The sequence below is a fragment of the Pseudomonas sp. BB438 genome (assembly GCF_057180225.1).
On sequence record NZ_CM170001.1, the window covers coordinates 4,033,910 to 4,059,923 of the forward strand.

Annotated in this window: 25 protein-coding genes; 13 read left to right on the forward strand and 12 right to left on the reverse strand. The window is 64.1% G+C overall.

All coding sequences use genetic code 11. The annotated features are described in order from the left end of the window. The first annotated feature begins 5 nt into the window (after positions 1-5). From AC1ZV1_RS18405 to AC1ZV1_RS18440, 8 genes are all read left to right on the forward strand, one after another. Positions 6-743: a UTRA domain-containing protein gene (locus AC1ZV1_RS18405; protein ID WP_484292995.1), complete on the forward strand. Its 738-nt coding sequence runs from the start codon at positions 6-8 to the stop codon at positions 741-743. Between the two features lie 113 nt (positions 744-856). Beyond that, positions 857-1,018, forward strand: coding sequence for a hypothetical protein (locus AC1ZV1_RS18410; RefSeq protein WP_017519129.1), 162 nt, complete (start codon positions 857-859; stop codon positions 1,016-1,018). A gap of 3 nt (positions 1,019-1,021) precedes the next feature. Continuing rightward, entirely contained in the window at positions 1,022-1,660 is a 639-nt protein-coding gene (locus AC1ZV1_RS18415; protein ID WP_484292996.1) for a helix-turn-helix domain-containing protein, read from the forward strand. Positions 1,661-1,921: 261 nt separating this feature from the next. Next, positions 1,922-3,991, forward strand: coding sequence for a lipase family protein (locus AC1ZV1_RS18420; RefSeq protein WP_484292997.1), 2,070 nt, complete (start codon positions 1,922-1,924; stop codon positions 3,989-3,991). Then, complete coding sequence (locus AC1ZV1_RS18425) at positions 3,984-4,778, forward strand: hypothetical protein (RefSeq protein ID WP_484292998.1); 795 nt, start codon at positions 3,984-3,986, stop codon at positions 4,776-4,778. The genes AC1ZV1_RS18420 and AC1ZV1_RS18425 overlap by 8 nt, the downstream gene beginning before the upstream one ends. A 56-nt stretch (positions 4,779-4,834) precedes the next feature. After that, a complete protein-coding gene (locus AC1ZV1_RS18430) occupies positions 4,835-4,957 on the forward strand; it encodes a hypothetical protein (RefSeq protein ID WP_484292999.1) in 123 nt (40 codons plus the stop codon). Beyond that, positions 4,950-5,747, forward strand: a complete 798-nt coding sequence (locus tag AC1ZV1_RS18435; RefSeq protein ID WP_484293000.1) for a hypothetical protein — start codon at positions 4,950-4,952, stop codon at positions 5,745-5,747. Before AC1ZV1_RS18430 ends, AC1ZV1_RS18435 begins: the two co-directional genes overlap by 8 nt. A 149-nt stretch (positions 5,748-5,896) precedes the next feature. Next, a complete protein-coding gene (locus AC1ZV1_RS18440) occupies positions 5,897-6,415 on the forward strand; it encodes a hypothetical protein (RefSeq protein ID WP_484293001.1) in 519 nt (172 codons plus the stop codon). 600 nt (positions 6,416-7,015) lie between these two features. Here AC1ZV1_RS18440 and AC1ZV1_RS18445 read toward each other — a convergent pair. Next, entirely contained in the window at positions 7,016-7,531 is a 516-nt protein-coding gene (locus AC1ZV1_RS18445) for a hypothetical protein (protein WP_484293002.1), read from the reverse strand. A 436-nt stretch (positions 7,532-7,967) separates the two neighbouring features. Between AC1ZV1_RS18445 and AC1ZV1_RS18450 the strand changes: the two genes are divergently transcribed. Both AC1ZV1_RS18450 and speE read left to right on the forward strand, forming a co-directional pair. Beyond that, on the forward strand, positions 7,968-8,426 hold the full coding sequence (locus AC1ZV1_RS18450; protein WP_017519126.1) for a DUF3574 domain-containing protein: 459 nt from the start codon (positions 7,968-7,970) through the stop codon (positions 8,424-8,426). After that, positions 8,426-9,292 (forward strand): polyamine aminopropyltransferase, encoded by an 867-nt coding sequence (gene speE, locus AC1ZV1_RS18455; protein ID WP_484293003.1) that lies wholly within the window; start codon positions 8,426-8,428, stop codon positions 9,290-9,292. Before AC1ZV1_RS18450 ends, speE begins: the two co-directional genes overlap by 1 nt. On the opposite strand, the gene AC1ZV1_RS18460 is transcribed toward speE, so the two are convergent. From AC1ZV1_RS18460 to AC1ZV1_RS18490, 7 genes are all read right to left on the reverse strand, one after another. Next, the gene (locus AC1ZV1_RS18460) at positions 9,277-9,729 is read right to left on the reverse strand and encodes a DUF3574 domain-containing protein (protein ID WP_484293004.1); all 453 of its coding nucleotides are present in this window, start codon (positions 9,727-9,729) and stop codon (positions 9,277-9,279) included. The two genes, speE and AC1ZV1_RS18460, sit on opposite strands and share 16 nt — an antisense overlap. Next, positions 9,729-11,105 (reverse strand): APC family permease, encoded by a 1,377-nt coding sequence (locus AC1ZV1_RS18465; RefSeq protein ID WP_484293005.1) that lies wholly within the window; start codon positions 11,103-11,105, stop codon positions 9,729-9,731. Before AC1ZV1_RS18465 ends, AC1ZV1_RS18460 begins: the two co-directional genes overlap by 1 nt. Positions 11,106-11,168: 63 nt before the next feature. Then, positions 11,169-13,550, reverse strand: coding sequence for a TonB-dependent receptor plug domain-containing protein (locus AC1ZV1_RS18470; protein ID WP_484293006.1), 2,382 nt, complete (start codon positions 13,548-13,550; stop codon positions 11,169-11,171). A gap of 372 nt (positions 13,551-13,922) precedes the next feature. Beyond that, the gene (locus AC1ZV1_RS18475; RefSeq protein WP_484293007.1) at positions 13,923-14,606 is read right to left on the reverse strand and encodes a sulfite oxidase-like oxidoreductase; all 684 of its coding nucleotides are present in this window, start codon (positions 14,604-14,606) and stop codon (positions 13,923-13,925) included. A gap of 3 nt (positions 14,607-14,609) precedes the next feature. Beyond that, positions 14,610-15,665 carry a substrate-binding domain-containing protein gene (locus AC1ZV1_RS18480; RefSeq protein WP_484293008.1) on the reverse strand — a complete coding sequence of 352 codons (1,056 nt, stop codon included), beginning with the start codon at positions 15,663-15,665 and terminating at the stop codon, positions 14,610-14,612. A 28-nt stretch (positions 15,666-15,693) separates the two neighbouring features. After that, positions 15,694-16,737, reverse strand: coding sequence for an ABC transporter permease (locus AC1ZV1_RS18485; RefSeq protein WP_484293009.1), 1,044 nt, complete (start codon positions 16,735-16,737; stop codon positions 15,694-15,696). Next, on the reverse strand, positions 16,730-18,262 hold the full coding sequence (locus AC1ZV1_RS18490; protein ID WP_484293010.1) for a sugar ABC transporter ATP-binding protein: 1,533 nt from the start codon (positions 18,260-18,262) through the stop codon (positions 16,730-16,732). The genes AC1ZV1_RS18485 and AC1ZV1_RS18490 overlap by 8 nt, the downstream gene beginning before the upstream one ends. 252 nt (positions 18,263-18,514) lie before the next feature. Between AC1ZV1_RS18490 and yghU the strand changes: the two genes are divergently transcribed. Then, the gene (yghU, locus tag AC1ZV1_RS18495) at positions 18,515-19,351 is read left to right on the forward strand and encodes a glutathione-dependent disulfide-bond oxidoreductase (protein ID WP_484293011.1); all 837 of its coding nucleotides are present in this window, start codon (positions 18,515-18,517) and stop codon (positions 19,349-19,351) included. Positions 19,352-19,481: 130 nt separating this feature from the next. Here the strand turns inward: yghU and ycaC are convergent, their stop codons facing one another. Together ycaC and AC1ZV1_RS18505 are read right to left on the reverse strand one after the other, a co-directional pair. Further along, the gene (gene ycaC, locus AC1ZV1_RS18500) at positions 19,482-20,111 is read right to left on the reverse strand and encodes an isochorismate family cysteine hydrolase YcaC (RefSeq protein WP_024765864.1); all 630 of its coding nucleotides are present in this window, start codon (positions 20,109-20,111) and stop codon (positions 19,482-19,484) included. 183 nt (positions 20,112-20,294) lie between these two features. Then, positions 20,295-20,705 (reverse strand): helix-turn-helix domain-containing protein, encoded by a 411-nt coding sequence (locus AC1ZV1_RS18505; RefSeq protein WP_484293012.1) that lies wholly within the window; start codon positions 20,703-20,705, stop codon positions 20,295-20,297. Positions 20,706-21,167: 462 nt separating this feature from the next. On the opposite strand from AC1ZV1_RS18505, the gene AC1ZV1_RS18510 reads away from it, so the two are divergent. Both AC1ZV1_RS18510 and AC1ZV1_RS18515 read left to right on the forward strand, forming a co-directional pair. Beyond that, positions 21,168-23,975, forward strand: a complete 2,808-nt coding sequence (locus AC1ZV1_RS18510; protein ID WP_484293013.1) for an ATP-binding protein — start codon at positions 21,168-21,170, stop codon at positions 23,973-23,975. Positions 23,976-24,096: 121 nt separating this feature from the next. Then, on the forward strand, positions 24,097-24,996 hold the full coding sequence (locus tag AC1ZV1_RS18515) for an acetoacetate decarboxylase (protein WP_484293014.1): 900 nt from the start codon (positions 24,097-24,099) through the stop codon (positions 24,994-24,996). Between the two features lie 9 nt (positions 24,997-25,005). On the opposite strand, the gene AC1ZV1_RS18520 is transcribed toward AC1ZV1_RS18515, so the two are convergent. Together AC1ZV1_RS18520 and AC1ZV1_RS18525 are read right to left on the reverse strand one after the other, a co-directional pair. Then, positions 25,006-25,608: a hypothetical protein gene (locus AC1ZV1_RS18520; protein ID WP_484293015.1), complete on the reverse strand. Its 603-nt coding sequence runs from the start codon at positions 25,606-25,608 to the stop codon at positions 25,006-25,008. A gap of 133 nt (positions 25,609-25,741) precedes the next feature. Then, positions 25,742-25,993, reverse strand: coding sequence for a hypothetical protein (locus AC1ZV1_RS18525; protein ID WP_484293016.1), 252 nt, complete (start codon positions 25,991-25,993; stop codon positions 25,742-25,744). Positions 25,994-26,014 lie beyond the last annotated feature (21 nt).

Genomic DNA, 26,014 nt, shown 5'->3' on the forward strand with positions numbered 1-26,014 from the left:
TCGCCATGCTTTACCAGGCCATCCCGCCGCACTACGCGCGCATCCGCGACCAGCTGGCCGCGGACATTGCCCAGGGGCGCTTCCTCGCCGGGCAGAAGCTGCCACCCGAGCGCGACCTCGCCGAGCACTTCGAGTGCACCCGCGTGACCTTGCGCCAGGCCCTGCAGCAACTGGAAACCGAGGGGCTGATCTACCGCGAGAACCGTCGCGGCTGGTACCTCAGCCCGCCGCGCATCGACTACGATCCGACCCGGCTGGTCAGCTTCATGGACTATGTGCGTCTGCAGGGCCGCGAGCCACACACCGAATGCCTGAGCGCCGAGCGCCGCCGCGCCGGGGCCTGGCTTGCCGCGCGGATGAACCTGCCATCGCCGGACGAACCGGTGTTCCGCCTGCACCGTCGCCGGCTGATCGACGGCCGCCCGGTGCTGGTGGAGATCAACACCCTCCTCGCCAGCTGGTGCCCGGACCTGCTCGACGCGCGCCTGGACCGTTCGCTGACCACCGTGCTGCGCGAACGCTTCGGCAAGGTACAGACGCGCTGCACGCTCAATCTGCGTCTGGGCACGGTGAACGACGACCACGCCGAACTGCTGCAACTGGCGTCCGGCGCCAGCAACCTGGTGCTGGAGCGGCTGAACTACGCCGAAGACGGCTTGCTGGTGGAGTTCGACCAGGAATTCTGGCGGCCGGACGCGGTGTCCGTGGCGGTCCAGGCGGATTTCCCTTCACGTCCGTTATAGCTTATTAAGTAATTACCAAATACTAATTCAGTATTTCTGGTTCTAACAGGATCACGGCTAAGGTAGCTCCAACTCACCGCAACCGGCTTGCTTGCAAGCCTTCTGGAGCCGCCATGGACCGCACCGACAACATCATCGATCTCGCCCGCCACCGCACGCGCCGCCAGGCCCGTCGCCAGGCCGAGCTGATGTGGATGCTGTATGCCCAGCGCGCCGGCTACGATGCCTTCCAGATTGTCCAGCAGAGCCGCGACAGCGGCCGCCGCGAGGCCTGATCCATGGGCCTGCCGCTCGCCACGGACCTGCCCGCCGTGGCGTTCGACGCTGAGCAAAACACGCCCGGCGCGCCGGACGATCCCATCGGCGAACGCGTCGCCAGCAACCTGCTGCGCCTGCGCGCCAAGCGCAACCTCTCTCTCGACGGCCTCGCTCGCCTCTGCGGCGTCAGCCGTACCATGCTCGCGCAGATAGAGTCCGGCCGCAGCGTGCCGTCGATCAAGGTGCTGAGCAAGATCGCCCAGGGTCTCAAGGTCTCGGTCGCCGCCTTCCTCGACGACCGCGCCTTCGACGGCGTGGCCGTGCTGCCGGCGCGCGACAGCAAGCGCCTGGTCAGCAGCGACGGAGCCTTCGTCAGCCGCGCGCTGTTCCCCTTCGACGTCTCGCGCCAGGTGGAATTCTACGAACTGCGCCTGAAGGGCCTGGCCACCGAACACTCCACCGGCCACGCCCCCGGCACCCAGGAAAACCTGGTGGTCGCCCAGGGCGTGCTGGAAATCAGCGTCAACGAAGAACGCTTCCTGCTCGGCACCGGCGACTCCATCCTGTTCTACGCCGACCAGCCGCACAGCTACCGCAACCCGGCGGACAGCGAGGCCGTCGCCTACCTCGTCACCACCTACGCCGAACGGCTGGACTGAAGCGTCGCCGTCCACCCTCGTTCGCCGCCAAGTTCTGAAGATCGATTCGCGCAGCCTATTCCGGCGTCAGCCATGCACCTGCGCGAGCTTTTCTGTGCTGGGAAAGACAGCCCCTCCAGTCCGACGCCAAGTCACCTCGAATTTCCAGACAAGTCCGACAGACATCCGCTGAGCAGGCTGTTCCCATCGCCCTTCGGTCGGTGCTCGACCGTTATCGGCTCGAAGCACCGCTGCTATGGCAACCAGCAAAGGGATAGGGCGATGGACAGAAACGACACAACGCACCGCACGGATACGCTATGCCCCAACAAGGACGTCTTGGGTTGTCCGCAAATACAGCATTGGGTCGAAATACAACTGTTGGACGAACACGGCGAAGCGCTGCCCAACCTTCCCTATCGAGCGCGGAACGACGCCACACGAGCAGGTGTCGTGCCCGAGTACCGAGGCCAGACCAACGCCGAGGGCGTGATCCGAATAGAGGGGTTGCATCCGATCCCCCTCACCCTGTTCATAGACGCCGACCCACTCGCCGAAGTGTTACAAACCCGCCGCTTGCGCGCCAAGCGCGCGGAACCCAAGCGGCCCATCATCGGTGATCCCACTCCGCTGCACGGTCCGCAGCGCAAGGGGTACTCCCCCATCGAAGCGCAGGCCCTCGCGGCGGGGCATGACTATCACCACGTGCGCATCGGTCAACTCTGCGACAAGCTGCCCCGGCTCGACCCACCGCTGCCCAAAGGGGAGCCACTACCGGCCTATCACTTCCCCGACGAAAAATTCGGTGGGTACACCCTGGGCAGCGACGTGGGTTATCGCCAGCCCTATGAGCGACTGGATCGCCGCCACGTACTGGAGGTCTGCCCGTTCCGCGCCTGGTCGCTGGTACTGCACCACCAACGCGACTACAGCCTGGTCACGGCCTACAACCTGGGGCTGATGAGCGTATTGGCCTACAGCACCTATAAGCCGAAGGAATACGGCTCTGTACAAGAGTTCTTCGAGCAGCAGTGCCTGGACCTATCGCGCACACCTCGGGTTAGAGATGGGTATACGAATCCGCCCTGTGTCGTGACTGATGTACCTTTCAATGAGCGTTACACCAATGCCAGACCTCTGGATACCGCCGAAGGAGTGGCTCCCGAAGGCAACACGCAATTGTTCTATGCGATCAGTGCTTCGCAAGTGCTGGTAGGGTGGCGTGGTACTGAAATGAATTTCCCCTTCCCTGATCTGGCCACCGACGTCACCTTCCGTCCAGTAAGGCCGGAGGTACAGGCCAATTGTGAGCCTAAGGTGCCGTGCGCCGAGCTGACCCCAAGAGGGAGTGTGCATCTCGGGTTCCGTGATGCGTATGAGATCGCTCGAAGGCGTTTTTCTACGGTTCTGGGAGGCAGAGTTGGGGGCGCAGCTCGTGACCGGGAGCTATTCATCTGCGGCCATAGCCTGGGGGGCGCACTAGGACTGATCCATGCGGCCTCCCTGAAGGATTTGAATCCGATCCTATATACCTACGGCATGCCGCGCACCTTCACCCTGCAAGCGGTGGCCTGCCTGGAGGGCGTACGGCATTTCCGCCATGTTAACGATACCGACCTGATTCCCGAAGTACCGCCCGAAGCCGACCTGGAGAACTCGCTGTACAAGCTCTACGGGCCGCTGGGCACGACCCTGGGTACTGCCTGGTCAGTCGGCCAGCTTCTGACCGATCCACTCATCAAGGGGCAGGACCCGTTCTATCACCATGGTGAAATCGTCGCCTTCTACCAGACGAACCAACATATGCAGGTGCGGGGCTCCGACAACCCCTTCCTCAAGATGCGCGAGGGACTGGGCGCGCCCTACCACACCACCATCAGCCGTACTTTGCGGGTGAAGGCCAAGCTGTTCCTGGTGCCGAGTCTGAATGAAACGGACAGCGAACAGGCCCGCGCCGCACAACAGCGCTACACCGCCTCCCTCACACCTGAAGCTCGGGATCGTTACTTCCCCAGAGGGCGCAATGTCAAGCGCGGCAACGTGCTGGGGATACGCAACCACTTCATGGGTAAATACCAGCCCTACATCTATGGCCAACTGGTTGAGTCCATCAACCCCTCACGCATGCAGGAGCGCCAGGAAGCCCGCCGCCAGTTGGAAGCACAGATGGTCAAGTACGGCGACAAAATGCCTGACGACGAGTTGGTCCGGGACCGTCTATTTCTCAGCTTGCAGAGTTTGGTAGGCACCACCCTGGCCTGCACGCGACAGAGCGAAGGTGGTCCAGAAGCACTGGAGCGCTTCGAAGCAGTGGCTGAAGACAACCTCTATGTGGAGATGACCCATGGCTGAGCACAAGCAAGTCCGCATACCGCATCGCATCTCCGTCGCTCTATTCGCCATGCTGACCAGCCTGACCGGCTGCGCCACCGATCAGAGTCTGGCTCCCACCGCGAACAGCGAGCAGGTCACTGTCCGAATCAAGGCCCCCCCGGAATTGAAAGCGGAAACCGTGAAGGTCATGTACCGCTCAACCCTGTGCACATTCACCGACCATAGCGCCTACGGTGATCCCTACCAACGCGACGGCTACCAGCACATGGAGATCGAACCTGTACAACAGGGCCGAAGCGATATCTATGAAGCAAAGTTGCCCAAGGATGGCGGTGGCGCCTGTGAGTGGCGTCTGAGCAATGTGACCTTTGGCGTTACCTACCGGGAGCCTGAGCGCTTTGGGGAGAACGTTGTCTACGGCAGCGGCGGCGGGGTTGTGGTGATTTTTGATGACAACGCCTCCCCCCTTGGGGGAGCAAACATAAAAGTCGATGGAGATTTAGCGATCAAGGAGAGCTATTACCCTTGGGTCGACGAGGAGTTTATTGGACAGTACAAAAAAAGCATAAACCTGACGGGGCCTGGCGGCATATATTTGTTGTACGAGGCAAAAACAGCCAAACTCATATACTTCGAACCCGAATTCCACTCAGCATATATAGTTATCTCAGCAGGACCAAGAGTTAAGAAAAAAGGTGTCTCTACCAAATTCACTTACCCCGACGGGAGTACGTTAGAAAATGGAGATTACGAACCAAGATTTCAGAAGTTAGAGGCCATCCGTTTAGCCACGGAAAAGAAGTAGAGATCATGCCGATGGCTACGGATGACGAGTTAGTACGTGATCGTCTATTTCTCAGCTTGCAGAGTTTGGTAGGCACCACCCTGGCCTGCACGCGACAGAGCGAAGGTGGTCCAGAAGCACTGGAGCGCTTCGAAGCAGTGGCTGAAGACAACCTCTATGTGGAGATGACCCATGGCTGAGCAAAAGCAAGTCCGCATACCGCAGCGCATCTCCGTCGCTCTATTCGCCATGCTGACCAGCCTGACCGGCTGCGCCACCGATCAGAGCCTGGCTCCCCCCGCAAACAGTGAGCAGGTCACAGTCCAAGTCAAGGTACCAGATGAACTTAAGGCGAGAACGATGAAGGTCATGTATCGCTCAACGCTGTGCACTTTTACTGATCGCACTGCCTACGGCGAGCCTTACCAGCGCGATGGTTACCAACATATGGAGATCGAACCTATACGTCAGGGCCAAAGCGATATATACGAAGCCAAGCTGCCCAAGGATGGTGGCGGTGAATGCCAATGGCGGTTGAGCAACGTAACCTTTGGGGTTATGTACCGAGACCCAACTCGTTTGGGAGAAAATATTAGATACGGTGCTGGGGGGGGGGTCATTGTGATTTTTGACGACAACGCATCCCCCCGCGGCGGAGCCAACTTAAAAGTTGATGGCGACCTCATCATCAAGGAGCAGTATTACCCCTGGGTAGATGAAGAGTTCCTAGGTGAATATAAGAAAACGGCCAGCCTGTTCGGAAAGCATGATATCTACCTAATGTACCAAGCACTACAGGCCAAGCAGATTTACTTCCAGCCCATTGTTCACAGCAGCTATGTTCTTTATTCAGCCGGACCAAGGGCAAAGGGGGATGATAACTCAGAAATATTTACCTATCCCGGCGAGAAAGCAGCAGTTGCTACTAATCGGGATCCTAGTTTTTCAAAACTGGAAGCCATTCGTTTAGCGGCAGAAAAACAGAAATAACCATGGGCTGTCTGATCTCGACGGAGCCCTTGATATCCTATCTTGTCGTCAAGGGCATTTCCCCCTCAACCATCCGGCAGATTTCGGGTGTCAAGCCTTGGAACGCTTCGAAGCAGTGGCCGAAGACAACCTCTATGTGGAGATGACCCATGGCTGAGCATAAGCAAGTCCGCATACCGCAGCGCATCTGCGTCGCTCTATTCGCCATGCTGACCAGCCTGATCGGTTGCGCCACCGATCAGAGCCTGGCCCCACCCGCGAACAGTGAGCAGGTCACTGTCCGAATCACGGTCCCCCCGGAATTGAAAGCGGAAACCGTGAAGGTCATATACCGCTCAACTCTGTGCACGTTCACCGACCATAGCGCTTATGGAGATCCCTACCAGCGTGACGGCTATCAGCACATGGAGATCGAACCTGTACAACAGGGCCAAAGCGATATCTATGAAGCCAAGTTGCCCAAGGATGGCGGTGGCGCCTGTGAGTGGCGTCTGAGCAATGTGACCTTTGGCGTTACCTACCGGGAGCCTGAGCGCTTTGGGGAGCATGTTGCCTTCGGTGCCGGCGGCGGGATCGTCGTGATCTTTGATGACAACGCATCTCCCCGTGGGGGGGCGAACATAAAAATAAATGGAAATTTAACTATTAAGGAGAGTTATTATCCTTGACTCTACGAGGGATTCATTGGCGGGCACAAAAGAGATATCAGGCTGCTCGGAGAAGGATACGATTATTATTTAATGTATCAGGCACCAAGCGCGCAAATAATCTCGTTTGAACCGGAATCACATTCAGGATTTATAGCTTACTCAATTGGTCCGAAAGAAAAAAGAAAGGGAATTTTGTAACACTCAAGTACCCAGACGGGACTATTGAAGAAGTCTCCCGCGCCAAGCCAGATTTTCGTAGGTTGGAAGCAATCCGCTTAGCCACGGAAAAGAAGTAGAACTCATGGAGATCACAACATGAGGATGAGATTTACCTTAACCGTCTATTTCTCAACTTGCCGGACTCGATTGGTCCACTCTCGCCTGCACGCGACAGAGCGAGGGTGGTCCAGAAGCGCTGGAGCGCCTCGAGGCCATGGCGGAAGGCAACCTGTATGTGGAGATGGGACCCCAAAGGGGGAGATATTTATTTACCACCACCTTTCCCTAATACAAACATTGCCTGCAGCAATGACAAATCCGCCCTCATTTTCGATCTCGAAGAATACAAAAGGCCCGGCAGGTTCCCCCGCCGGGCCTTTTCATTTCCGTGCCCTGCGATCAGCAGGTGCAGCACATCATGGGCATGCCGTTGCAGCTCATCATCATCGGCATGCCGCATTCCATCATCTTGTTCATCAGCATGCAGCAGTTCTTGAACATCTCCATGTTCATGCCCTGCATCGGCATCATCTTGCACATCATCATGTCGCCCTGCAGGGAGCACTCCATCATGCACTTCATGGCGGGCATGCCCATGTTCATGCCCATCATTGGCATCTGCATCATCGGGTTCATCATGCCCATCATCGGCATCATGGCCATGGCGGACTGGGACATACCCATCATCATCATGTTGCCGCAATGCATCATCATCGGCATGCCGCAATTCATCATCATCGCCATCATCTCGGCGCTGTTGCGGAACATGGCCATTTCCATGCCCATGGCCGGCTTCATCTTGCACATCATGCCGTCGTCGAGCATCTCGCATTCCATGGTCGCCATCATCATGGGCATGCCCATCATCGGCATCATGGCGTTGGTGTTCATCGGCATCTGCATGGCGTTCATCATGGTGGGGCTCCCTGAATCGATTGGAATGAAGTGCTGCGAATGGGGCCGATTCTAGGTAGGTGCAGCGGCGCGACAAGATGGCGGGGGAACGGCGGGTTTCGCCGTGTCGACCCGCGATTCGGATTCGATGTCGGCGAAGTTATTCGTAATACTTTCAACAATGGCGCCATAGCGAACACGCCAGAACAAATAGCCTCTATTTCAGCGATATGGATATCACATCCAGTACTGAGCAAAGAACCGTAGTGAATATTGAATCTAACCAGCCCGGAAGATATTCCGCCTCGGCGCAGATGCTCGACCTAGAGCGCTCGCGCCCCACTCGACGAAGCTCCTAAACGAGCATATGAGAATGCGTTTTTAATATTTAAAGAAATAACCAGCGGCGACCTATAGTGGCGGTTTGGCTCAACTCTCATCACAGCAAGGAAGTCCCATGCTCCGCCACCTGCTCGCCGCCAGTCTCGCCCTGGCGCTGTTTGGCTGCGCCACCCCGCCCGCTCCTTCCGTCCATACCACCAACCCTTCCACGTCCACCCTGCAGGGTGATCCGACGCGGCCGGCACAGGCGCAATGGCTGCGCACCGAGCTGTATTTCGCGCTGGGCCAGGAGAACGGCAAGGAGACGATCAGCGAGCAGCGCTGGCGTCAGTTCCTCGACCAGGAAGTGACGCCGCGCTTCCCGGACGGCTTCACCGCCTACGACGCTTACGGCCAGTGGAAGGACCACGGCGCGTCGGCGCCGGAGCGGCTGAGTACCAAGGTGATCGTGATCCTGCATGAGGACTCCGCCGCGCGTGGCAAGGACATCGAGGCGATCCGCCTGGCGTGGAAGCGCATCACCGGCGATCTCTCCGTGTTGCGCCTGTCGCAACCGGCGCAGGTGTCTTTCTGATGAGCGAATTCCGCGAGTCGCTGCACGAGGGTTATACGCAGGCGCTGACCATCGATGAGCCGATCTACCAGGGCCACACCGGCCAGCAGGCCGTGCAGGTATTCCGCAACCGCCGCTTCGGCCGCGTGCTGACGCTGGATGGCGTGGTGCAGACCACCGAGGCGGACGAGTTCGTCTACCACGAGATGCTTGCCCATGTGCCGATCCTCGCCCACGGATCGGTGCGCCGCGTGCTGGTGATCGGCGTGGGCGATGGCGGCATCTTGCGGGAGATCGTGCGGCACGCCGGCATCGAGGAAATCGTCGCGGTGGAGATCGACCCGCAGGTGGTCGAACTGTGCCGCGAGCTGTTGCCGAATCATTCGGCCGGCGCGCTGGACGATCCGCGCCTGCGGCTGGTCTACGCCGATGGCCTGGAGTACCTCGCGCAGAGCCGCGAGAGCTTCGACCTGATCCTCTGCGATTCGACCGATCCGGGTGGCCCGGCCGCCAGCCTGTTCACCGACGCCTTCTACCGAAACTGCCAGCAGCGCCTGGGCACCGGCGGCATCCTCGCCACGCAGAACGGCGTGCCCTTCCTCCAGCCAGAGGAACTGGGCGGCACGGCGCGACGGCTGGCCGATACCTTTGCCGACTGGGGCTTCTTCCATGCGGCCGTACCGACCTACATCGGCGGCAGCATGGCCTTCGGCTGGGCGTCGAACAGCGAGAAGGTGCGCCGCACTGACCTGGACACCTTGCGCCAGCGCTTCGCGAAGAGCCGCCTGGTGACCCGTTACTACACGCCCGAGGTGCACCAGGCAGCGTTCGCCCTGCCGCGCTACATGCTCGACCTGATCGAGGCCGGGCTTCAGCGCGACAGCTGAGGGTTGTCCAGCCGCTGCGCCGTCCAGTCCGGGTCGCGGGCGCGAACCGGGCTGCTGACCTGCAGCACCGCCGTGCCGAAGCGCTGCTTGAAGTGCGCGCCGATCTCCGTGAGTGCCTGGCGGGTGTAGGGGTTGTCGGCGTGGATGAGGATCAGCATCCGCGACGGCAGCTTCTCCGGCCCGCCACTCGGGCCGCGCCACTGGCCGTGCAGGTCGAGCCAGCTCAGGCCATCGGGGAAGCGCGGCGTCACCTCGCGGGCAAGGAAGTCCTCCCACTGCGACAGCTCCACTGCTTCCAGATACAGCTCGGTGCGCAGCATGCGCCGGCCGCTGGCTTCGCCACTGGCGCTGGCTGACGGCTCGTTGAGCCACAGCCCGACCAGCGCCGCGAGCAATACCGCCACGGCGCCGTTGCGCCACAGTGCTTGTGCGCGCATCACACGCCCTCCTGCGACCAGCCTGGCGCCTGCCCCGTTCGCGGACGCAGGACCAGTTGCAACAGCGCTCCCAACGCCAGCACGCCCACGCCGAGCACCGCGCCCCAGCCGACATAGGCGACGCTGGAATACAGCATGTACAGGCACACCGCGAGGAAGCCCAGCGGCAGCCACGGATAGAGCGGCACGCGGATCGGCCGCGGCACTTCCGGGTGACGACGGCGCAGGACGATCAGCGCCACGCTGCTCAGGCTGAGGAACAGCCAGTACACCGGGGTCATGTACTCCACCATGGTGTTGAAACCGTGGCCGCTCCAGCCGCCGACCGCAATCAGCAACAGAGCCACCACACCCTCGGCCAGCAACGCGGCGCGTGGAACGCCGTGGCGCACATCCCAGCGGCCGAGCACGCGCAGCGCCGGCACATCGCTGGCAGCGGCGTAGGTGGTGCGGCTGCCAACGATCAGCGTGGAATTGATGCTGGCGACGGCAGACACCACCACCACCGCCATGATCAGGCCGATGCCCGGCGCACCGAAGGCCAGCCCGAGCAGTTCCAGTGCCGGCGCGCCGCTGGCGGCCAGGCCATCGAAACCCAGGCCACGGATGAACGCCCAGTTCAGCGCCAGGTAGATCAGCAGCAAGGCGGCGAGCGCGCCGAGCATGGCGGTGAAGATGCCCCGACGGTTGTCGCGCAGTTCCGCCGACAGCGTGGCCGCATCGCTCCAGCCGCCGAAGGCGAGGAACACGTAGATCAGCGCGGCGGAGAAGCCGGCCACGCCGACCTGCTCCGGTTCCACCGGCGGCGCAACGGGGGGAACGAAGCCGCGCCACGCCAGCCACAGGCCGGCGCCGACGATGCCGAGGAAACCCGCCGCCACCAGCAGCACCAGGCCGGCCTGGGTGCCGAAGCTGGTCCGCCAGCCGACGAGGTTGAGCGCCACCAGCGCGGCGACCAGTCCGCCCGCCAGCAGCACGTTGCCCAGTTGGCCGAGGCCGAGCAAGGCGCTGAAGTGATCGGCGAAGAGGAAGGCCATCAGCGCGATCCAGCCGGTGTGCAGGATGGCGAAGCGCGACCAGGCGAACAGGAAGCCCACCCGCTGGCCGTAGGCGCGTTCGAGGAAGTGGTAGTCGCCGCCGGGATGGGCGAAGGCCGAGGCCATCTCCACGTAGCACAGCGCGCCGACCATCGACAGCACGCCGCCGAGAATCCACACCAGGTAGAAGTGATCCTGGCCGACGTTGAGCGCCACGGTGGGCGCGGTCTTGAGGATGTCGCTGGTGATCACCATGCCCAGCGTCAGCAGCAGCGCGTGGACGGCGCCCAGGTGCCGGCGCGGGCCGGCCGGCTGGTCGGCGGCGAAGTTGTCAGCCATGAGTCGGCTCCGTAAAAGGAGTCGGGGCCATGCTGCGGCCCCTGGGATTTTCAGAAGAGACGATCAGAACGAATAGCTCGCGCGGGCGTAGTAATACGCGCCGTTGGAGCCGATCGGCGAGAGCACGTCGTACGGCAGGTTGCCACCGTAGTTGATCTCCGAGCTGGAGCGTTCCGGGTAGTTGTCGGTGAGGTTGTTGCCGCCCACCGCCAGGCTGAACTGCGGTGTGAACTTGTAGGCCACCTCGGCATCCAGCTGCCACACCGCCCCATAGGTCTGCTCCGGGTGGTAGCCGTCGCCGAAGTCGAACACGCGGGTGGTCTCGCCCTGCCGGGTCAGGCGGCCGAGCAGGTTCCACTGCGCATCGCTCCAGGTGGTGGTGAGGATGAAGCGGTCCTTGGGCGCGGCGTCGGTGAGGGTGTTGCGCTCCTCCACGCCGACCAGCGCGTCCTCGCCGATGCCGAGATTGGACAGCTGCTGCGGGGTCGCCTTGGTGCTGCGCACCTTGGTGTGGTTGTAGGTGTACGCGGTGGTCACGCCCAACTGGCCGCCAACGAAGGGCTGGTGGTAGTTGAGCACCAGCTCGGCGCCATCGGTGCGGGTGTCGGCGGCGTTGGTGAAGAAGTTCACGTCATGCACGCCGGCCACGCCAAAGTTGTCCTGGATGAACTGCTCCATGGCGTCGCTGCCGATGCGCTGGGACAGGGTGATGCGGTCATCGACGTCGATGCGGAACACATCGAAGGACAGGTCGAAGCGCTCGTTGAGCTGCGCGGTCAGGCCCAGGCTGAAGTTCTTCGAGGTCTCCGGGTCGAGCTTCTCGGCACCCAGTGCGCGGGCGATCGGATCGTTCACCGAGAGCACGCGGATATCGGTCAGCGTGCCGCCGTCGCCGAAGTTGCTGGTGGTGCTCTGGTAGCCGACCTGGGCCAGCGATGGCGCACGGAAGTTGGTGGACGCCGCGCCGCGCAGGGCCAGTACCGGAGTCAGCTGGTAGCGCCCGCTGAGCTTGCCGGTGAGCTTGCTGCCCGCATCGTCGTAGCGCTCCCAGCGGGCGGCGGCATCGACGAAGAACTGGTCGGTGAGATCCCCGGACAGGTCAATGTAGGTGCCGAAGACATTGCGGTCGATATCCGACTCTTCGCTGGGGCGCAGGCCGTTCGCGCCGTCCGCGCCAACGCCGTAGTAGGAGGCCGCGTCGCCGGCGGTGGTGAGGTAGTTTTCGTAGCGGTACTCGCCACCGAGCGCGAGCACGAAAGGCCGCCCGGCCAGGCTCAGCTCGCGGCTGAGGTCAAGGTTGGCGACGCTCTGGCGCAGCTCGTAGTCGCCGGTGTCGAAGCGCGTCGGCGTGTCCTCGCCCAGGGAGGGATTGAGCGTGCGTCGGGTGGAGGATTCGAAGCGGTTGCGACCGTGGGTGACGCTGGCGTCGTAGTCCCAGGTCTCGGCGATCAGCCCGTTGTAGCCCACCGTCCCGGAGAGGTCGGTGTTGTCGCCCAGGGACTGCGGCAGGTAGCCGTTGGGGTAAATCTCCGGGTGCTCGTCCGGGTAGCGGTAGAACTCCGCGCCGGTGGTGTGGCGCTCGTTGTACAGGCCGAAGGAATAGAGCTTGCCGCTGCCCAGGGCCACATCGCCGTTGAACCACGCGTTGACGTCACGCGCCAGGCCGTCACCCATCACATAGTTGCGTTGTCCGGGGGTGTCGGCGAAGCCGTCGTAGCCGGCACGGTTGGTTGGCTCGCGGTTGATGAACTCGGCGCCGCCGCGGACGAAGCCGTCCTCGCCCAGCCGAGTGCCGGCCTTGGCCGCGGTGTAGGAGTTCTGGCCGTCGGTGGTGGTCTTGCCGATGGCGTCCTGATGGGTGTGGTAGGCGCCGTAGCTGGTGGTCACCTCGCCGCCCTCGGGGGCGTCGTCGAGGATGATGTTGATCACCCCGGCGATGGCGTCGGAGCCGTACTGCGCTCCGGCACCGTCGCGCAGCACTTCGATGCGCTTGATGGCGCTGATGGGGATCGAGTTGAAGTCCACCGGCGCGGTGCCGCGGCCGATCTTCGACGAGTCGTTGACCAGCGCCGAGGTGTGCTGGCGCTTGCCGTTGATCAGCACCAGCACCTGGTCGGGGCTCATGCCGCGCAGCTGGGCGGCGCGCACGTGGTCGGCGCCGCCGGAGTTGGACTGACGCGGGAAGTTGAACGAGGGCAGCAGCGTGGTCAGGGCCTGGCCCAGCTCGCCGCCGACAGCGCCGGTGGACTTGAGGTCGTCGGCGGTGAGCACGTCCACCGGCACCGGCGAATCCAGCAGCGTGCGGTTGTTGCCGCGGGTGCCGGTGACCAGAACGGTCTCCAGCTTGGTGGTGGCTTCGGGGCTCGACGAGGTTTCGTCGGCGTGCGCGGCGGACTGGGCGATGACGGAGGCCACCGCAACGGCAATGAGGGAACGGGATAACACGCGAAGTACTCCTGTCTCGCTTAAAGAGCGCCACTCGCCGTTGGCGGCGAGTCCGGAACTCCGCTGGTGTGTTTTTCTGATGGGCTCGAGCGGTTGGTGTCGGAAGTCCGGAAACCGCGAGCGACTGTTCCCCTCAGGCGGGCGAAAACAGTGCTCGGGAAAACGCTCCAGGTGTCACGGCCGGTCACTCTTCGTGATGAGCGAAAAGGCGCGGCTCTCGGTATCGCGGGTCATCCGTGACCCGATGGGGAAGGCGTCATCCTAGCTAGTGGCAGAGTGCTTTCAAACGAATAAAAAATACTTTGGTTATAACCATTTACCTATGTTTCCAGCGCAACACTGGCTGCTGTTCCTGCAGCAACAGCACGACGCTCAATCGAACGCCTTGCGGGTCCACTCGTCCTCGGGAATAGCCAGGGCCTCGCCGGAAAACCGCTCCTCGCGGAACGGATCGGCCTCGTTGTGGAAGCCATTGCGTTCCCAGAATCCAGGGCGGTCGCTGTCGCTGAAGTGCAGCTCACGCAGCCACTTCGCGCTCTTCCAGAAGTAGCGCCCGGCGATCACCAGCCGCAGCGGCCAGCCGTGCACCGGGGTCAGCGGCTCGCCGGCGTAATGCGTGGCAAGCAGGCTGTCCGGACGCAGCAGGTCCTGCAGCGGCAGGTTGGTCTCGTAATCATGATCGGCGTAGGCCATGACGAACGGGCCGGGCGGCTCCACGCCGTAGTGGGCAAGCAGGTCAGACAGGTGCACGCCGCGCCACGCGGTGTCGAACTTCGACCAGCGCGTGACGCAATGGATATCGCAGACCAGTTCGCGCTGCGGCAACGCCAGCAGATCGTCCAGGCCCAGCTCCAGCGGTTGCTGCCCGTGCCGAGACAGCGTGCCGGACAGGCGCAGGCGCCAGGTTTCGCGCGCGTACTCCGGCACCTCGCCTTCATGGAGAATCGGGAAGCGCTCGGTCAGCACCTGCCCCGGTGGCAGGCGCTCGCCATAACGCGGATCGCCAGCCGGCGAGCGCGCCTTCTTCAGGCGCCGGGCCTTGTCGTGCAGGCTCATGCGTCAGTTCGCCAGTGGAATCCACGGCGCCTGCGCCACCTTCTGCGCCTCGCCGAAGGCCGGCACCTTGCGCGCCAGGTCGCGGACGTTCTTCACGTCCAGGTCGAGCAATTGCTGGCGGGTGATCAGGGTCGGCGGCACCAGCACCTGCTCGCCCGGATTCTCACCGGCGATGCGCAGCGCCAGGCTGCGCACACTGATGGCGCCGGCCACTTCCGGGTTGACCGCGGCGGTGGCGCTCCAGGCGCTGCCCTGCTCCTTCATGATCTGGATGTCGGCCGTGGAAATGTCGGCGCTGTAGATCTTCACCTGCTTGCCCAGCCCCGCTTCGTCCACGGCGATCTTCACGCCCTTGGCGAACTCGTCGAAGGGCGCGAAGAACACGGTAATGTCCGGGTTGGCGCGCAGCACCGCGCTGGCCTGGTCGGCCACCGAGTTGGCGATGGGGGCATTGAGCGTGCCGAAGCGCGCCTTTTCGACGATGCCGGGGTTTTCGGCCTTCACCTGGCGCCAGATTTCGTCGCGGCGCTCCATCGGGGTGAAGCCGTCGATGTACACGTAGCCCGCGTCGAACGTGTTGCCGTTGTCCTGCAGCACCTGCTTGAGCGCCAGCCGCGCCAGCTCACGGTGGTCCTGCTCGACGCGGGTGATGCGCGGGTCGTTCACGTCGACGTCGAAGGTCACCACCTTGATGCCCTTGGCCAGGGCCTTGTCGATGGAATCCTTGAGGGTTTCCGCCAGGCCGAGCTGGACGATGATGCCGTCCACGCCCAGGTCGATGGCCTGCTCCAGCATCTCGCGCTGGGTGGCCGCCTGCTGGCGTGCATCGAACACGCGCAGTTTCACGTCCAGCGCGTTGGCCTGCTTCTCCACGCCGCGCAGATAGGCCTCGGGGAAGTCGCCGGAGAACAGGTAGCCGACCAGCGCAATCTGCACGCCGCCCTTGTCGAAGGGTGCGGGCGCGCCGGGCAACCCGGCCGCGACGGCGGAGGCTGCGCCGGACAACAACAGGCTGGCGGCGAACAGCGCGCGCAGGGATTTTGCGGGGGTGAACTTCATCGGTTGGATCTCCGAAACAAGGTGACGATCAGCGCCCGCGCCGGGCCAGACCGAAGGTGAACATGAGGGCCGAGACCAGCACGGCGCCCTTGACGAAATCCTGTGCGTAGTACGGCGCATTGAGCATGGTCAGGCCGTTCAGCAGGGTCGCCACCAACACCGCGCCGACCAGGGTTCCGAAGGCGTTGGGCTTCTGTGCGCCGAGCACGGCGAAGCCGATCAGCGCGGCGCCGAGGGCATCGAGCACCAGCCCGTTGCCGGAGCTGACGTCGCCACGTCCGAGGCGCGCCGCCAGCAGCAATCCCCCCAGCGAGGCGAGCAGCGCCGAGAGCACGTAGGCCAGCAGCTTGTAGCGCTCCACCGGCGCGCCGGCGAGGCGCGCGGCCTGCTCATTGCCGCCGATGGCATAGAACAGCCGCCCAGGCCGCGTACGTTCGAGGAACAGCCAGACCAGCAGCGCGCAACCGAGCATGATCACCACCGGCACCGGTACGCGGTCCCACAACTGCGCGCGGCCGAGGGCGAGGAACCCGCTGGCGAAGGCACCCGGTGCTTCATCGCCGTTGGGCAGGGTCATGCCGACGGCGATGGAACGGCCACCGGTGGGAATCAGCTGCACGCCAACCACCAGGAACATGCTGCCGAGCGTCGCGAGGATGTCCGGCACACGCATGCGCACGATCAGCCAGCCATTGAGCAGCCCGACCAGGGTGCCGAGGCCGAGGCTGATGAGGATCGCCGCGAGCGGCCCCCAGTCCAGCACCACCATCACGTAGCTGGCGGTCATCAGGCTCAGTGCCGCGACCGCACCGATGGACAGGTCGAGCCCACCCACCGCCATGCTCAGGGTCACGCCCAGGGCGAGCAGCGCGACGATGGACACCGATTGCAGCACCAGGAACAGGTTGCCGACCCGCAGGAAGGCCGGCTCCAGCAAGGCGAACACCAGCACCAGCAGGGCCAGCAGCAGGAGCAACGCATAGTGGATGAGGAAGTCGAGCAAGCGGGCGACGGAAGGCGACGCTGGGCTGCCCGCGGTAGTTCTGGACACGCACGGCTCCTTTTCAGACATGCAACGTTTCTTGGCGTGGAGGGTGAGTTGGAGTGAGGTGGGCGACGATTTCGCTGCGTTGCAGGTCGTGCCGTGGCAGTTCGGCAACCACCGCCCTGTCACGCACGACGAGGATGCGGTCGGCGATTTCCAGCGCTTCGTCCGGATCGCTGCAGATCACCAGCGTGGCGCGGCCGCGGGCGCTGGCGCGGATGCGTTGGCCGATATCGCGGCGAGCGCGTACGTCAACGCCCTGGAAGGGTTCATCGAGGATCAGTACGCGGCCCTGCCCGAGCAGCCAGCGAGCGAGAATGACCTTCTGCTGGTTGCCGCCGGAGAGCAGCTCCAGAGGATGTTCAGCGCCGGGCCCCTTGATGCCGAGAGCGTCGATCTGCGCCGCGACCTCGGCGCGCTCGGCGTGGCGGTCGATGAAGCCGAAACGGGTGAAGCGGTGCAGGAACGGCAGGGTCATGCTCGCGCGCACCGAGAAGCCCGGTACCCGCGAATTGCGCGCACGGTCCTCGGCGGCGAAGAACACGCCGGCGGAGATGGCTTCACGCGGTGTGCGCGGCAGCCAGTCGTGCCCGTCGAGACGCACCGAGCCGGCGTGATGCTTGCGCAGGCCGAACAGCACGTCGGCGATCTCGCTCTTGCCGGCGCCGAGCAGGCCGGTCAGGGCAACGACCTCGCCTTCATGCAGGTCCAGGTCGAAGGCCGCGCTGTCGGGTTCGAGCTGCCAGTCGCGCAGGGACAACACGGATTCGCCGCGCACCGGCGGCTGCAACTGCACGTCACCGAGCGCGGTACCGAGCATGGCTTCCACCGCCGCACCCAGGTCCAGCGGCGCCGCGAACTCGCCGGCCAGACGACCATCGCGCAGCACCAGTGCGCGGTCGGCCACGCGCTGCAGGTCGGACAGCCGATGGGAGATATAGAGGATCGCCACACCGTGTTCGCGCAGGCGGTCGATCAGTTGGAACAGACGCTCGGCTTCGTGGGTCGACAGCGATGCAGTGGGTTCGTCGAGGATCAGCAGACGCGGTTTCAGCGCCAGCGCGCGGGACAGGATCACCAGCTGCCGCTCGGCGGTGCCGAGGGTTTCGATGGGCGCTTGCAACGGCAGGTGCAGTTCCAGGCCGGCAGCGATTTCAGCGGCGCGCTTGCGGGCTTCACGCGGACGGAAGATCAGGGAGCCGACGGCGCCGCAGAGTTCGTCCAGCAGGAGGTTTTCGGCGACGCTCAGGCCGGGCACCACGCCCTGCTCCACCTGCTGGTGAACGGCGACTATGCCGTGGCGCCGGGCGTCGTGGGGCGAGGCGAAACGGACCGCTACGTCATCGATCAGCAACTGCCCGGCGTCGTGGCCGTGGGAGCCGGCGATGATCTTCACCAGCGTCGACTTCCCCGCGCCGTTGGCGCCGAGCAGGGCAAGGACCTCGCCGGCGCGAATCTCCAGGTCCAGGTCGACCAGCACGCGGTTTTCGGCAAAGGACTTGCCGACGCCTTCGAGGCGAAGAAATGGAGTGGCAACGGACTGGGCGGACATGGGGCTCTCGAAAAATCGGCAGAGCGAAAGCGCCGATTCAGAGCTTCGCCATTGGACTGAGCGGCGATTCTTTTATAATCTCAAACCATGCATCAACTAATTTTTAATATCGTTTATGCATAAGCTAACAACCGACCGAGCGCGACGACGCGCACTGTTTGCCCAGCAACAGCAGTCCGGAAAAACGGCTGACGCGAAGCGGATCCGGCGGTTAGCATCCACAGCATTCAACCCACACGGTGAGCACTCGAGATGGCGAACGATACCTACACTCCCCCCCGCGTCTGGACATGGGACAAGGGCAACGGCGGCGCCTTCGCCAGCATCAACCGGCCCATCGCCGGCCCGACCCACGACAAGCAGCTGCCACGCGGCAAGCACCCGCTGCAGCTTTACTCGCTGGCCACGCCCAACGGCGTGAAGGTCACCATCCTGCTCGAAGAACTGCTTGAGCTGGGCGTGACCGATGCCGAATACGACGCCTGGCTGATCAAGATCGGCGACGGCGACCAGTTCGGCAGTGGTTTTGTCGAGATCAACCCGAACTCGAAGATCCCGGCCCTGCTGGACACCAGCGTCACGCCGGAACAGCGCGTTTTCGAATCCGGCTCGATCCTGGTGTACCTCGCGGAGAAATTCGGCCACTTCCTGCCCCGGGACCTGGCCAAACGCACCGAGACGCTGAACTGGCTGTTCTGGCAGATGGGCAGCGCGCCCTTCCTCGGCGGCGGCTTCGGCCACTTCTACGCCTACGCGCCGGAGAAGTACGAATACCCGATCAACCGCTACGCCATGGAGGTCAAGCGCCAGCTCGACGTGCTCGACCGCCAGCTCGCCGAGAACCGCTACATCGCTGGCGACGAATACAGCATCGCCGACATGGCGATCTGGCCCTGGTACGGCGCGCTGCTGAACAACCAGGTGTACGAGGCGGCCGAATTCCTCGACGTGGAGAGCTACACCCACGTGCGCCGCTGGACCGACGAAATCGCCGCACGCCCCGCGGTGCAGCGCGGCCGCCGGGTCAACCGCAGCTGGGGCGACGACGCCCTGCCGGAGCGGCACAGCGCGGAGGACTTCGCGCGCTGAGTACCTCTGCGTGACGTCGGCCATGCCGACGGATCGCGGGCATGGCCCGCTCCTGCAGGGAGGTCCCTGCAACGCGCAATAAAAAACCGGAGCCTCGCGGGAGGCTCCGGTTTTTCATTTCAGCGCGCGATTACTTGCCAGCGGTCAGGGTGCTGTAGGCCGTGATCAGGTTGCGGTAGTCCGGGATGTGGTTGGAGCACAGCGCAGCCAGGCCTTCGATGTCGTTGCGCCAGTCGCGGTGCAGCTCACAGGCCACGCCGAACCAGGTCATCAGCTGGGCACCGGCGGCTTCCATGCGGCGCCAGGCAGCGTCGCGGGTCATCTCATTGAAGGTGCCGGACGCATCCGCCACCACGAACACATCGAAACCTTCCGCCAGGGCCGACAGCGCCGGGAACGCCACGCAGACCTCGGTCACCACGCCGGCGATGATCAGCTGCTTCTTGCCGGTGGCCTTCACCGCCTTCACGAAGTCCTCGTTGTCCCAGGCGTTGATCTGGCCGGGACGGGCAATGTACGGCGCGTCCGGGAACTGGGCTTTCAGCTCGGGAACCAGCGGGCCGTTGGGGCCGGTTTCGAAGCTGGTGGTGAGGATGGTCGGCAGGTTGAAGAACTTCGCCAGGTCGCCCAGCGCCAGCACGTTGTTCTTGAACTTGTCCGGATCGATGTCGCGAACCAGCGAGAGCAGACCGGCCTGGTGGTCGACCAGCAGTACGGCGGCGTTGTCTTTGTCCAGGCGGTTGTAGGTGGCGTTGGTCATGGTGAAATCCTCGATTTGCTTTCAGTGGGTACCGGCAGTGCCGGAAGGTTTGGACTCGGTGTGCAGTGCGTCACTGCATGGAACAAAGATTAATTTCGACACCCTTGATGCACCAGACTGCAAAATTCGCCTCTAGCGTTCTATTTTCAGAACGATATGACGGCATGCCGCCAGGGAAGCCAGCTAGCCCGCATGCCGCCAGGTCGACTCGCGTTCCCCGTCGAGAAAGCGGCGCTGCCAGCTCAGCGGCGTGATCCCTTCGATGCGGCAGAAGATCCGGCAGAAATGCGCCTGGTCGCAGAAGCCGCATTGCAGGCCTATCTCCGCCAGCGCAAAGGTTGATTCGCGCATCAGTTGCTTGGCCTTCTCCACCCGCAGGATTCGCATCCAGGCCTGCGGCGAATGGCCGGTGGTGACCTTGAACTTGCGGCTGAAATCACTGCGTGACAGAGCGCAGGCGGCGGCCAGGTCGCTGACCGTGATGCCAGTGTCCAGGTGCTTGAGCAACAGCCCCTGCGCGCGCTCCCGCTGCCAGGGCGCCAGATCGCGCTTGGGGGCTTCCACCGGAATCGGGCTGATAAGTCTCTGAAGCATGCTGGTCACTCCCCTGCAGTCTGCCCCCATTCTTTGAGGGCGCCGGGGGGACGGCGAGTTAAAGCTGGTTAAACCGCATTAACCCTGGGGGCGAACAAGGCCTTGCTCCAGCGGGCCCGACAACGCACTCGACGGGCCCGCACGACCTGTTGCGACTACCGGAAAGTGGTCGGGGATCGGTCGCCATCCCCTACCGAACGGGGCTTCCAGCGTGAGACAGGACCGCTGGGGACACCCGGAGCGACAGCGATAGGGCATGCCCGGCGTTAATCGTTATTAAACCCATGGCCCAGCGCGACACGCACCGTGCAGGATGGCCCAACGGCTGACCGTCGTTTAACCTGACGGTCATTCACAGAAGAATGGCCAATTGACCGGAGAGTCGATGGTCGTGCGCCACCAGGGCTGACGCCTGGGCCGGCGCGGAACCTGCCCCCAGCGTGCGAAAGCGATTACCAGACAATGATTCCCGAGTCCGTGGCCACGGTCGAAACCGTGCTTCATTTCGGCCCCTACCAGATCTACCCCGTGTCCCGCGTGATCCTCGAAGCCGGCCGCCCGCTGCGCCTCGGCCAGCGGGCACTGGACATCCTGCTGGCGCTGCTGGAGCGCGCCGGCCAAGTGGTCAGCAAGCGCGAGCTGCTGGCCCGTGCCTGGCCCGGGCAGGACATCGACGAAGGCAACCTGCGGGTGCACATGACAGCCCTGCGCAAGGCGCTGGGCGACGGTCAGAACGGCCGGCGTTTCATCATCACGATCGCGCTGCGCGGCTACAGCTTCGTCGAACCACTGACCACGTCGGCGCAGGCCACCCCAACCGCCGATGACGGCGCGGCGACGAACCACAACCTGCCGCCCCGGCGCAATCGCCTGCTGGGCCGCGAGGCCGAGCTGGAGCGCCTGCTCACCGAGCTGCCGCGACGTCGCTGTATCAGCCTGGTGGGCAGCGGCGGCATCGGCAAGACCAGCCTTGCCCTGCAGGCCGCCGAGCGCTTCATCGGCCAGTATCCCCACGGCATCCGCATGCTCGACCTCACCCCGTTGCAGGACGCGCGGCCGCTGAACAGCACCCTCGCCGCTGCCCTGGGCATTCCGGGGCTGGCCGGTGAATCACTGGAGCACCTTTGTGCCCAGGTCGCCGACCGACAGATGCTGCTGCTCATCGACAACTGCGAGCACCTGATCGAGGCCGCTGCCCATCTGGTGGAGTGCCTGCTGCGCCACGCGCCGCAGATCCACATCCTCGCCACCAGCCGAGAGAGCCTGCGCGCCACGGGCGAACACATCCAGCCGCTGCGGCCGCTCGACTGCCCGCCGGTACAGGTGGGCAGTGTCACGGAGGCCCTCGCCTACCCCGCCGTGGCGCTGCTGGTCGAACGGACGAAAGAGACCCACGAGGACTTCGAACTGGGTCCCGAGGACCTGCCGCGGATCGGCGAAATCTGCCGGCGCCTGGAAGGCATCCCGCTGGCCCTGGAACTGGCCGCCGGGCACCTGGGCCAGGCCGACGGCAGCATCGATGCACTGCTGCAGGGTGGCTACCTCGACCTTCCGCTGCAGTCGGAGGAATCCCCCAGTCGCCACGAACACCTGCGCGCCATGCTCGACTGGAGCTACGCGCTACTGCGTCCGGCGGAGCAATCCTGCCTGCGCCGCCTCAGTGTGTTCCGCGGCAGCTTCCCATTGGCCTCCGTCGCCGCGGTGCTCGGCCAGTCGACTGACTCTGGCGCTGCATTCCTGCTGGTCAACCACCTGACCGCCAAATCGCTGCTGACCACCGAGATTCGCGGCGACGAGGTGACCTACCGGCTGCTCGAACCAACCCGTCTCTACGCACTGGAGAAACTCCAGGCCGCCGGCGAACTGCATGAGGCCCGCGAGCGCCATCTGCAGCTCTGCCTGAACGTGATGCAGGCCGCGCAGAACGAATGGGAACGCTCCGCCTCCGAGGGCTGGCTGAAGCAGCACGCCCCCTGGCTCGCGGAAATTCGCGCCGCGCTCGACTGGGGGCTGCACAGCGAGGTTCGACACACCCAGGCGATCCATCTGGCGGCGTGCTCGTCGCCACTCTGGCAGGAGCTGTCGCTGCTGCACGAGTACGGCCCCTACGTGAGCGCCGCGCTCGGCCTGCTCAGCGCCGAATCCGCATCATCGCTGCCACTGGCCATGCGCCTGGAACTGGCGCTGGGCAACACGACCTACCACGACGTGCGCAACAGCCAGGCGGATGAAGCCTTCCAGAGCGCCCGCTTCCTCGCCCAGCAGATCGGCGACCTCAATGGCGAACTCACCGCGCTGTCCGGCGGCCTGGCCGTGCTCCTGTGGGCCGGCCAATACCAGCAGGCGGCCGAGCGGAGCCAGCACTTCGACCGGCTGAGCAATGGCCAGGGCGAGATGCTCGCCACCAGCGCCCTGCGCCTGAGGGTGCTGGCGCTGCATTACTCGGGCAATCAGGTGCTCGCCCAGGCCGCCGGTGATGAAGTCCTGCTGCGACTGGAGCAACAGCGCCGGGCCAACCGTTTCGCTCCCTGCCTGGGCGTGCAGTACGACCAGCAGGTTGCCTCCCTCGCCACCCAGGCACGCACCCTGTGGCTGCGCGGCCTGCCCGAGCAGGCAGAACGCATGGCCGCGCAAGCCATCGAACTGGCCTGCGAGATGGACCACAGCGCCTCCATCGCCTACAGCCTCGCGGTGGCGGGCTGCGTCATCGCCTTCTACAACGGCGAGTTCGACAAGGCACGGCAGCGCGTCCGGCAAATGATCGAGGTCTCCGAGCGCCACCGCGTACCGCTGTTCACCGACTGGGCACGGCATTACGCATGGGCCATGCAACTGGACGAGACCGCCGACGCCACGGTGCCCGCCGTCGGCCTGGTGCGCGACATCGTGCAGACCCTCGGCGGTCGTCCGCTGCCCGCCGACCAGGCGCAACTGATGCGCGCACGAACCGGCGCGGCCGGCTGGTGCGCGCCGGAAATCCTGCGCAACGAGGCGCTCGTCCTACGACAGCGCGGCGATCGCGAATCCCTTGCGGGCGCCGAAACCCTGCTCACGCGCGCGCTGTCACTCGCTCAACAGCAAGGTGCACTGGCGTGGGAGCTGCGTTCGGCCACCTGCCTGGCGGAGCTCTGGAGCAGGCAGGGCAAACCGGTAGACGCCGGGCAACTGCTGGAGCCCGTCTGCCAGCGCTTCACTGAAGGCCTCGACCTGCCCGACCTGCGCCGCGCCAACGACTGCCTGAAACGCTGCCTCGCTGGCGAGGGCCCATGATGCGCAACGCTGGCGAAACCCGCTTGACATTAAAGTTAACTTTAAACCTAGGGTGAGCCCATTCGCCGCCCGGCTCGAAACGCCGGGCGGCTCTCATGGGATCAACCAGAAGGTCAAACAGATGCAGGCGCGGTTCAAGGAAGTCGAGTTCGGCACCCACAGCGTTGAAGTGATCGAGGGCGGCTATTACGACCGCTACCGGATGAACCCGGACCTGAACGAGGTAGCGAAGGACCCCGCCGCAGGCAACATCGATTACTTCCGGCGCATTCCCAAGCAGAGGGTCGCCTCGCGCGTCGGACATACCTGGGCGCCGAACTTCTACTACCGCACCAGCAGTATCCAGCTACTGTTCCTCGCGCCCATCGATCGTCTGCGCGCCACGTTGCCAGCCCCGCTGGAGCCGTTGCGCGCCCTGCTCGGCCAGGGTCTGGTGGCGCTGACCTTCTTCTCCTACGCGGTGTGCGACAACGACCCGTACGACGAGGTCTCGGTCGCCATCGTCATCCGCAAACCGGGCGCCAGGGGCAGTCATGCCTTGGAGCTGCTCGACTCGATGCGCCGGCGCAGCTTTAACGCCCACGTGCTGGCCCTGCCGGTCTCCACCGAGATTGCGCGGGTGCGCGGCGTGCACGGCTACCAACTGCCCAAATGGCGCACCGGCATCGAGGTGAAGATCGACAGCAATGTGGCCGCCAGCATCCTGGGGCCCAATGGCAAGGCGGACCTGGTCCTCGAGGCAGCGTTGCCCGCCCTGGAGATCGCCACCCCGCAATCGCGCCTGGGCACCACCACCATGGTCCATCAGGTCGACGGCCGCTGGCACCAGACCCGCGTGCAGAGCAACACCCTGTCGTACGCACAGAAGCTGCTGCCGCGCGGCGTCCGCCTCAGCCGCAACGGCGGGCCATTGAGCCAGTTGCTCGATGGCCTGGGCGCGTCGCGCATCCTGCGCCTGGACGTGGTCAAGGACGCGCAGATCGTCCTGCACCTTCCTGCGCCACTGGAAAGCCAGCCCTGAGCAGGCGACCTATTGCGGCTGGACGCTGACGGCGACGGCGGAGCTCACCCGCATCACCAGTTGCCGGCCGAGGTACTCGGGCTTCATCACCACGTCGGGACGAACCTTGACCGTGTGCTGGCTGCCGTCGGCGAATTGCAGGGTGGCCGTGCGCTTGGCGGTGTCCATGGATTTGACCGTGGCGGTGATCTCCACCGTGTCGGCCGCCAGCATGCCCGGCTTGTTGCCCGGCCGTGCGGTTGCCAGCAGGCCGGCGGCGCCGCTGCCACTCTCCTGGCCCGGCTCGCGCAGGTAGACCAGGCGCTCCAGCGCGACGATGGCGCGGACCCGGTCGCCCACCTTGAGCTGGTCGAAGTTGCGCATTTCCGGCGGAGCCTGGAGGGTCCGGCTGTTGCCGTGGTCGTCCTTGAGGGTGAAGGTTCGCTTGGTGCGATCGATGGCGCTGACGCTGGCCTGCATCTCCTCCGTCTCGGTCATGGCACCGCCCGGCACGCCCTGGGCGACCGACTCGGTGCTGTCGAACTGGTAGCTCAACTCATCGTTCTTCTGGCTCTGGCAGCCAACCAGCGCGCCAGCAGCCAGGGACAGGCAGATCCAACGGGACACACGCATCGGGCGACTCCTTGCGTCAGGGTGTTTGCTGTCGGGTAACGGGAACATGAGGCAGGGCGAGCGGGCGTGGCCACCGCGGCCGGACGAATTCACCGAGCGTAGCCGTTGCCCGCTGATGCGCCACGCGGGTTACTCAGTACTTGATATCCCGCGCGGTCTCGCGACCCTGTTGCTTGGTCTGGCGTTTGTCCTGGCGGCACTGGGCGTTGTACTTCTGGTCAGCGGCGCGGCAGTTCTGCTTGGTCTGCCGGGCGTCCTGCCGGGTTTCCTGGCGTACGTCCCGCGCCTGGCGTCGCTGATCCGCCTGCTCGGTCGCCCAGGCAGAGCCGATCGAGGCGACAAGCAGCGTCGCCGCCAGGATCGCGGTGAACAGGGAACGGGTCATGGCATCACCTCCTGCCGTGCA

Bases quoted from the DNA above. Each gene is read 5' to 3' on its own strand.
- AC1ZV1_RS18410 (WP_017519129.1), top strand. From the start codon at position 857: ATGGACCGCACCGACAACATCATCGATCTCGCCCGCCACCGCACGCGC.
- AC1ZV1_RS18420 (WP_484292997.1), top strand. From the start codon at position 1,922: ATGGACAGAAACGACACAACGCACCGCACGGATACGCTATGCCCCAAC.
- AC1ZV1_RS18450 (WP_017519126.1), top strand. From the start codon at position 7,968: ATGCTCCGCCACCTGCTCGCCGCCAGTCTCGCCCTGGCGCTGTTTGGC.
- AC1ZV1_RS18515 (WP_484293014.1), top strand. From the start codon at position 24,097: ATGCAGGCGCGGTTCAAGGAAGTCGAGTTCGGCACCCACAGCGTTGAA.
- speE (WP_484293003.1), top strand. From the start codon at position 8,426: ATGAGCGAATTCCGCGAGTCGCTGCACGAGGGTTATACGCAGGCGCTG.
- AC1ZV1_RS18505 (WP_484293012.1), bottom strand. From the start codon at position 20,705: ATGCTTCAGAGACTTATCAGCCCGATTCCGGTGGAAGCCCCCAAGCGC.
- AC1ZV1_RS18510 (WP_484293013.1), top strand. From the start codon at position 21,168: ATGATTCCCGAGTCCGTGGCCACGGTCGAAACCGTGCTTCATTTCGGC.
- AC1ZV1_RS18475 (WP_484293007.1), bottom strand. From the start codon at position 14,606: ATGAGCCTGCACGACAAGGCCCGGCGCCTGAAGAAGGCGCGCTCGCCG.
- AC1ZV1_RS18460 (WP_484293004.1), bottom strand. From the start codon at position 9,729: ATGCGCGCACAAGCACTGTGGCGCAACGGCGCCGTGGCGGTATTGCTC.
- AC1ZV1_RS18440 (WP_484293001.1), top strand. From the start codon at position 5,897: ATGGCTGAGCATAAGCAAGTCCGCATACCGCAGCGCATCTGCGTCGCT.
- AC1ZV1_RS18480 (WP_484293008.1), bottom strand. From the start codon at position 15,665: ATGAAGTTCACCCCCGCAAAATCCCTGCGCGCGCTGTTCGCCGCCAGC.
- AC1ZV1_RS18445 (WP_484293002.1), bottom strand. From the start codon at position 7,531: ATGATGAACGCCATGCAGATGCCGATGAACACCAACGCCATGATGCCG.
- AC1ZV1_RS18415 (WP_484292996.1), top strand. From the start codon at position 1,022: ATGGGCCTGCCGCTCGCCACGGACCTGCCCGCCGTGGCGTTCGACGCT.
- AC1ZV1_RS18485 (WP_484293009.1), bottom strand. From the start codon at position 16,737: ATGTCTGAAAAGGAGCCGTGCGTGTCCAGAACTACCGCGGGCAGCCCA.
- AC1ZV1_RS18405 (WP_484292995.1), top strand. From the start codon at position 6: ATGCTTTACCAGGCCATCCCGCCGCACTACGCGCGCATCCGCGACCAG.
- AC1ZV1_RS18435 (WP_484293000.1), top strand. From the start codon at position 4,950: ATGGCTGAGCAAAAGCAAGTCCGCATACCGCAGCGCATCTCCGTCGCT.
- AC1ZV1_RS18525 (WP_484293016.1), bottom strand. From the start codon at position 25,993: ATGACCCGTTCCCTGTTCACCGCGATCCTGGCGGCGACGCTGCTTGTC.
- ycaC (WP_024765864.1), bottom strand. From the start codon at position 20,111: ATGACCAACGCCACCTACAACCGCCTGGACAAAGACAACGCCGCCGTA.
- yghU (WP_484293011.1), top strand. From the start codon at position 18,515: ATGGCGAACGATACCTACACTCCCCCCCGCGTCTGGACATGGGACAAG.
- AC1ZV1_RS18490 (WP_484293010.1), bottom strand. From the start codon at position 18,262: ATGTCCGCCCAGTCCGTTGCCACTCCATTTCTTCGCCTCGAAGGCGTC.
- AC1ZV1_RS18520 (WP_484293015.1), bottom strand. From the start codon at position 25,608: ATGCGTGTGTCCCGTTGGATCTGCCTGTCCCTGGCTGCTGGCGCGCTG.
- AC1ZV1_RS18465 (WP_484293005.1), bottom strand. From the start codon at position 11,105: ATGGCTGACAACTTCGCCGCCGACCAGCCGGCCGGCCCGCGCCGGCAC.
- AC1ZV1_RS18425 (WP_484292998.1), top strand. From the start codon at position 3,984: ATGGCTGAGCACAAGCAAGTCCGCATACCGCATCGCATCTCCGTCGCT.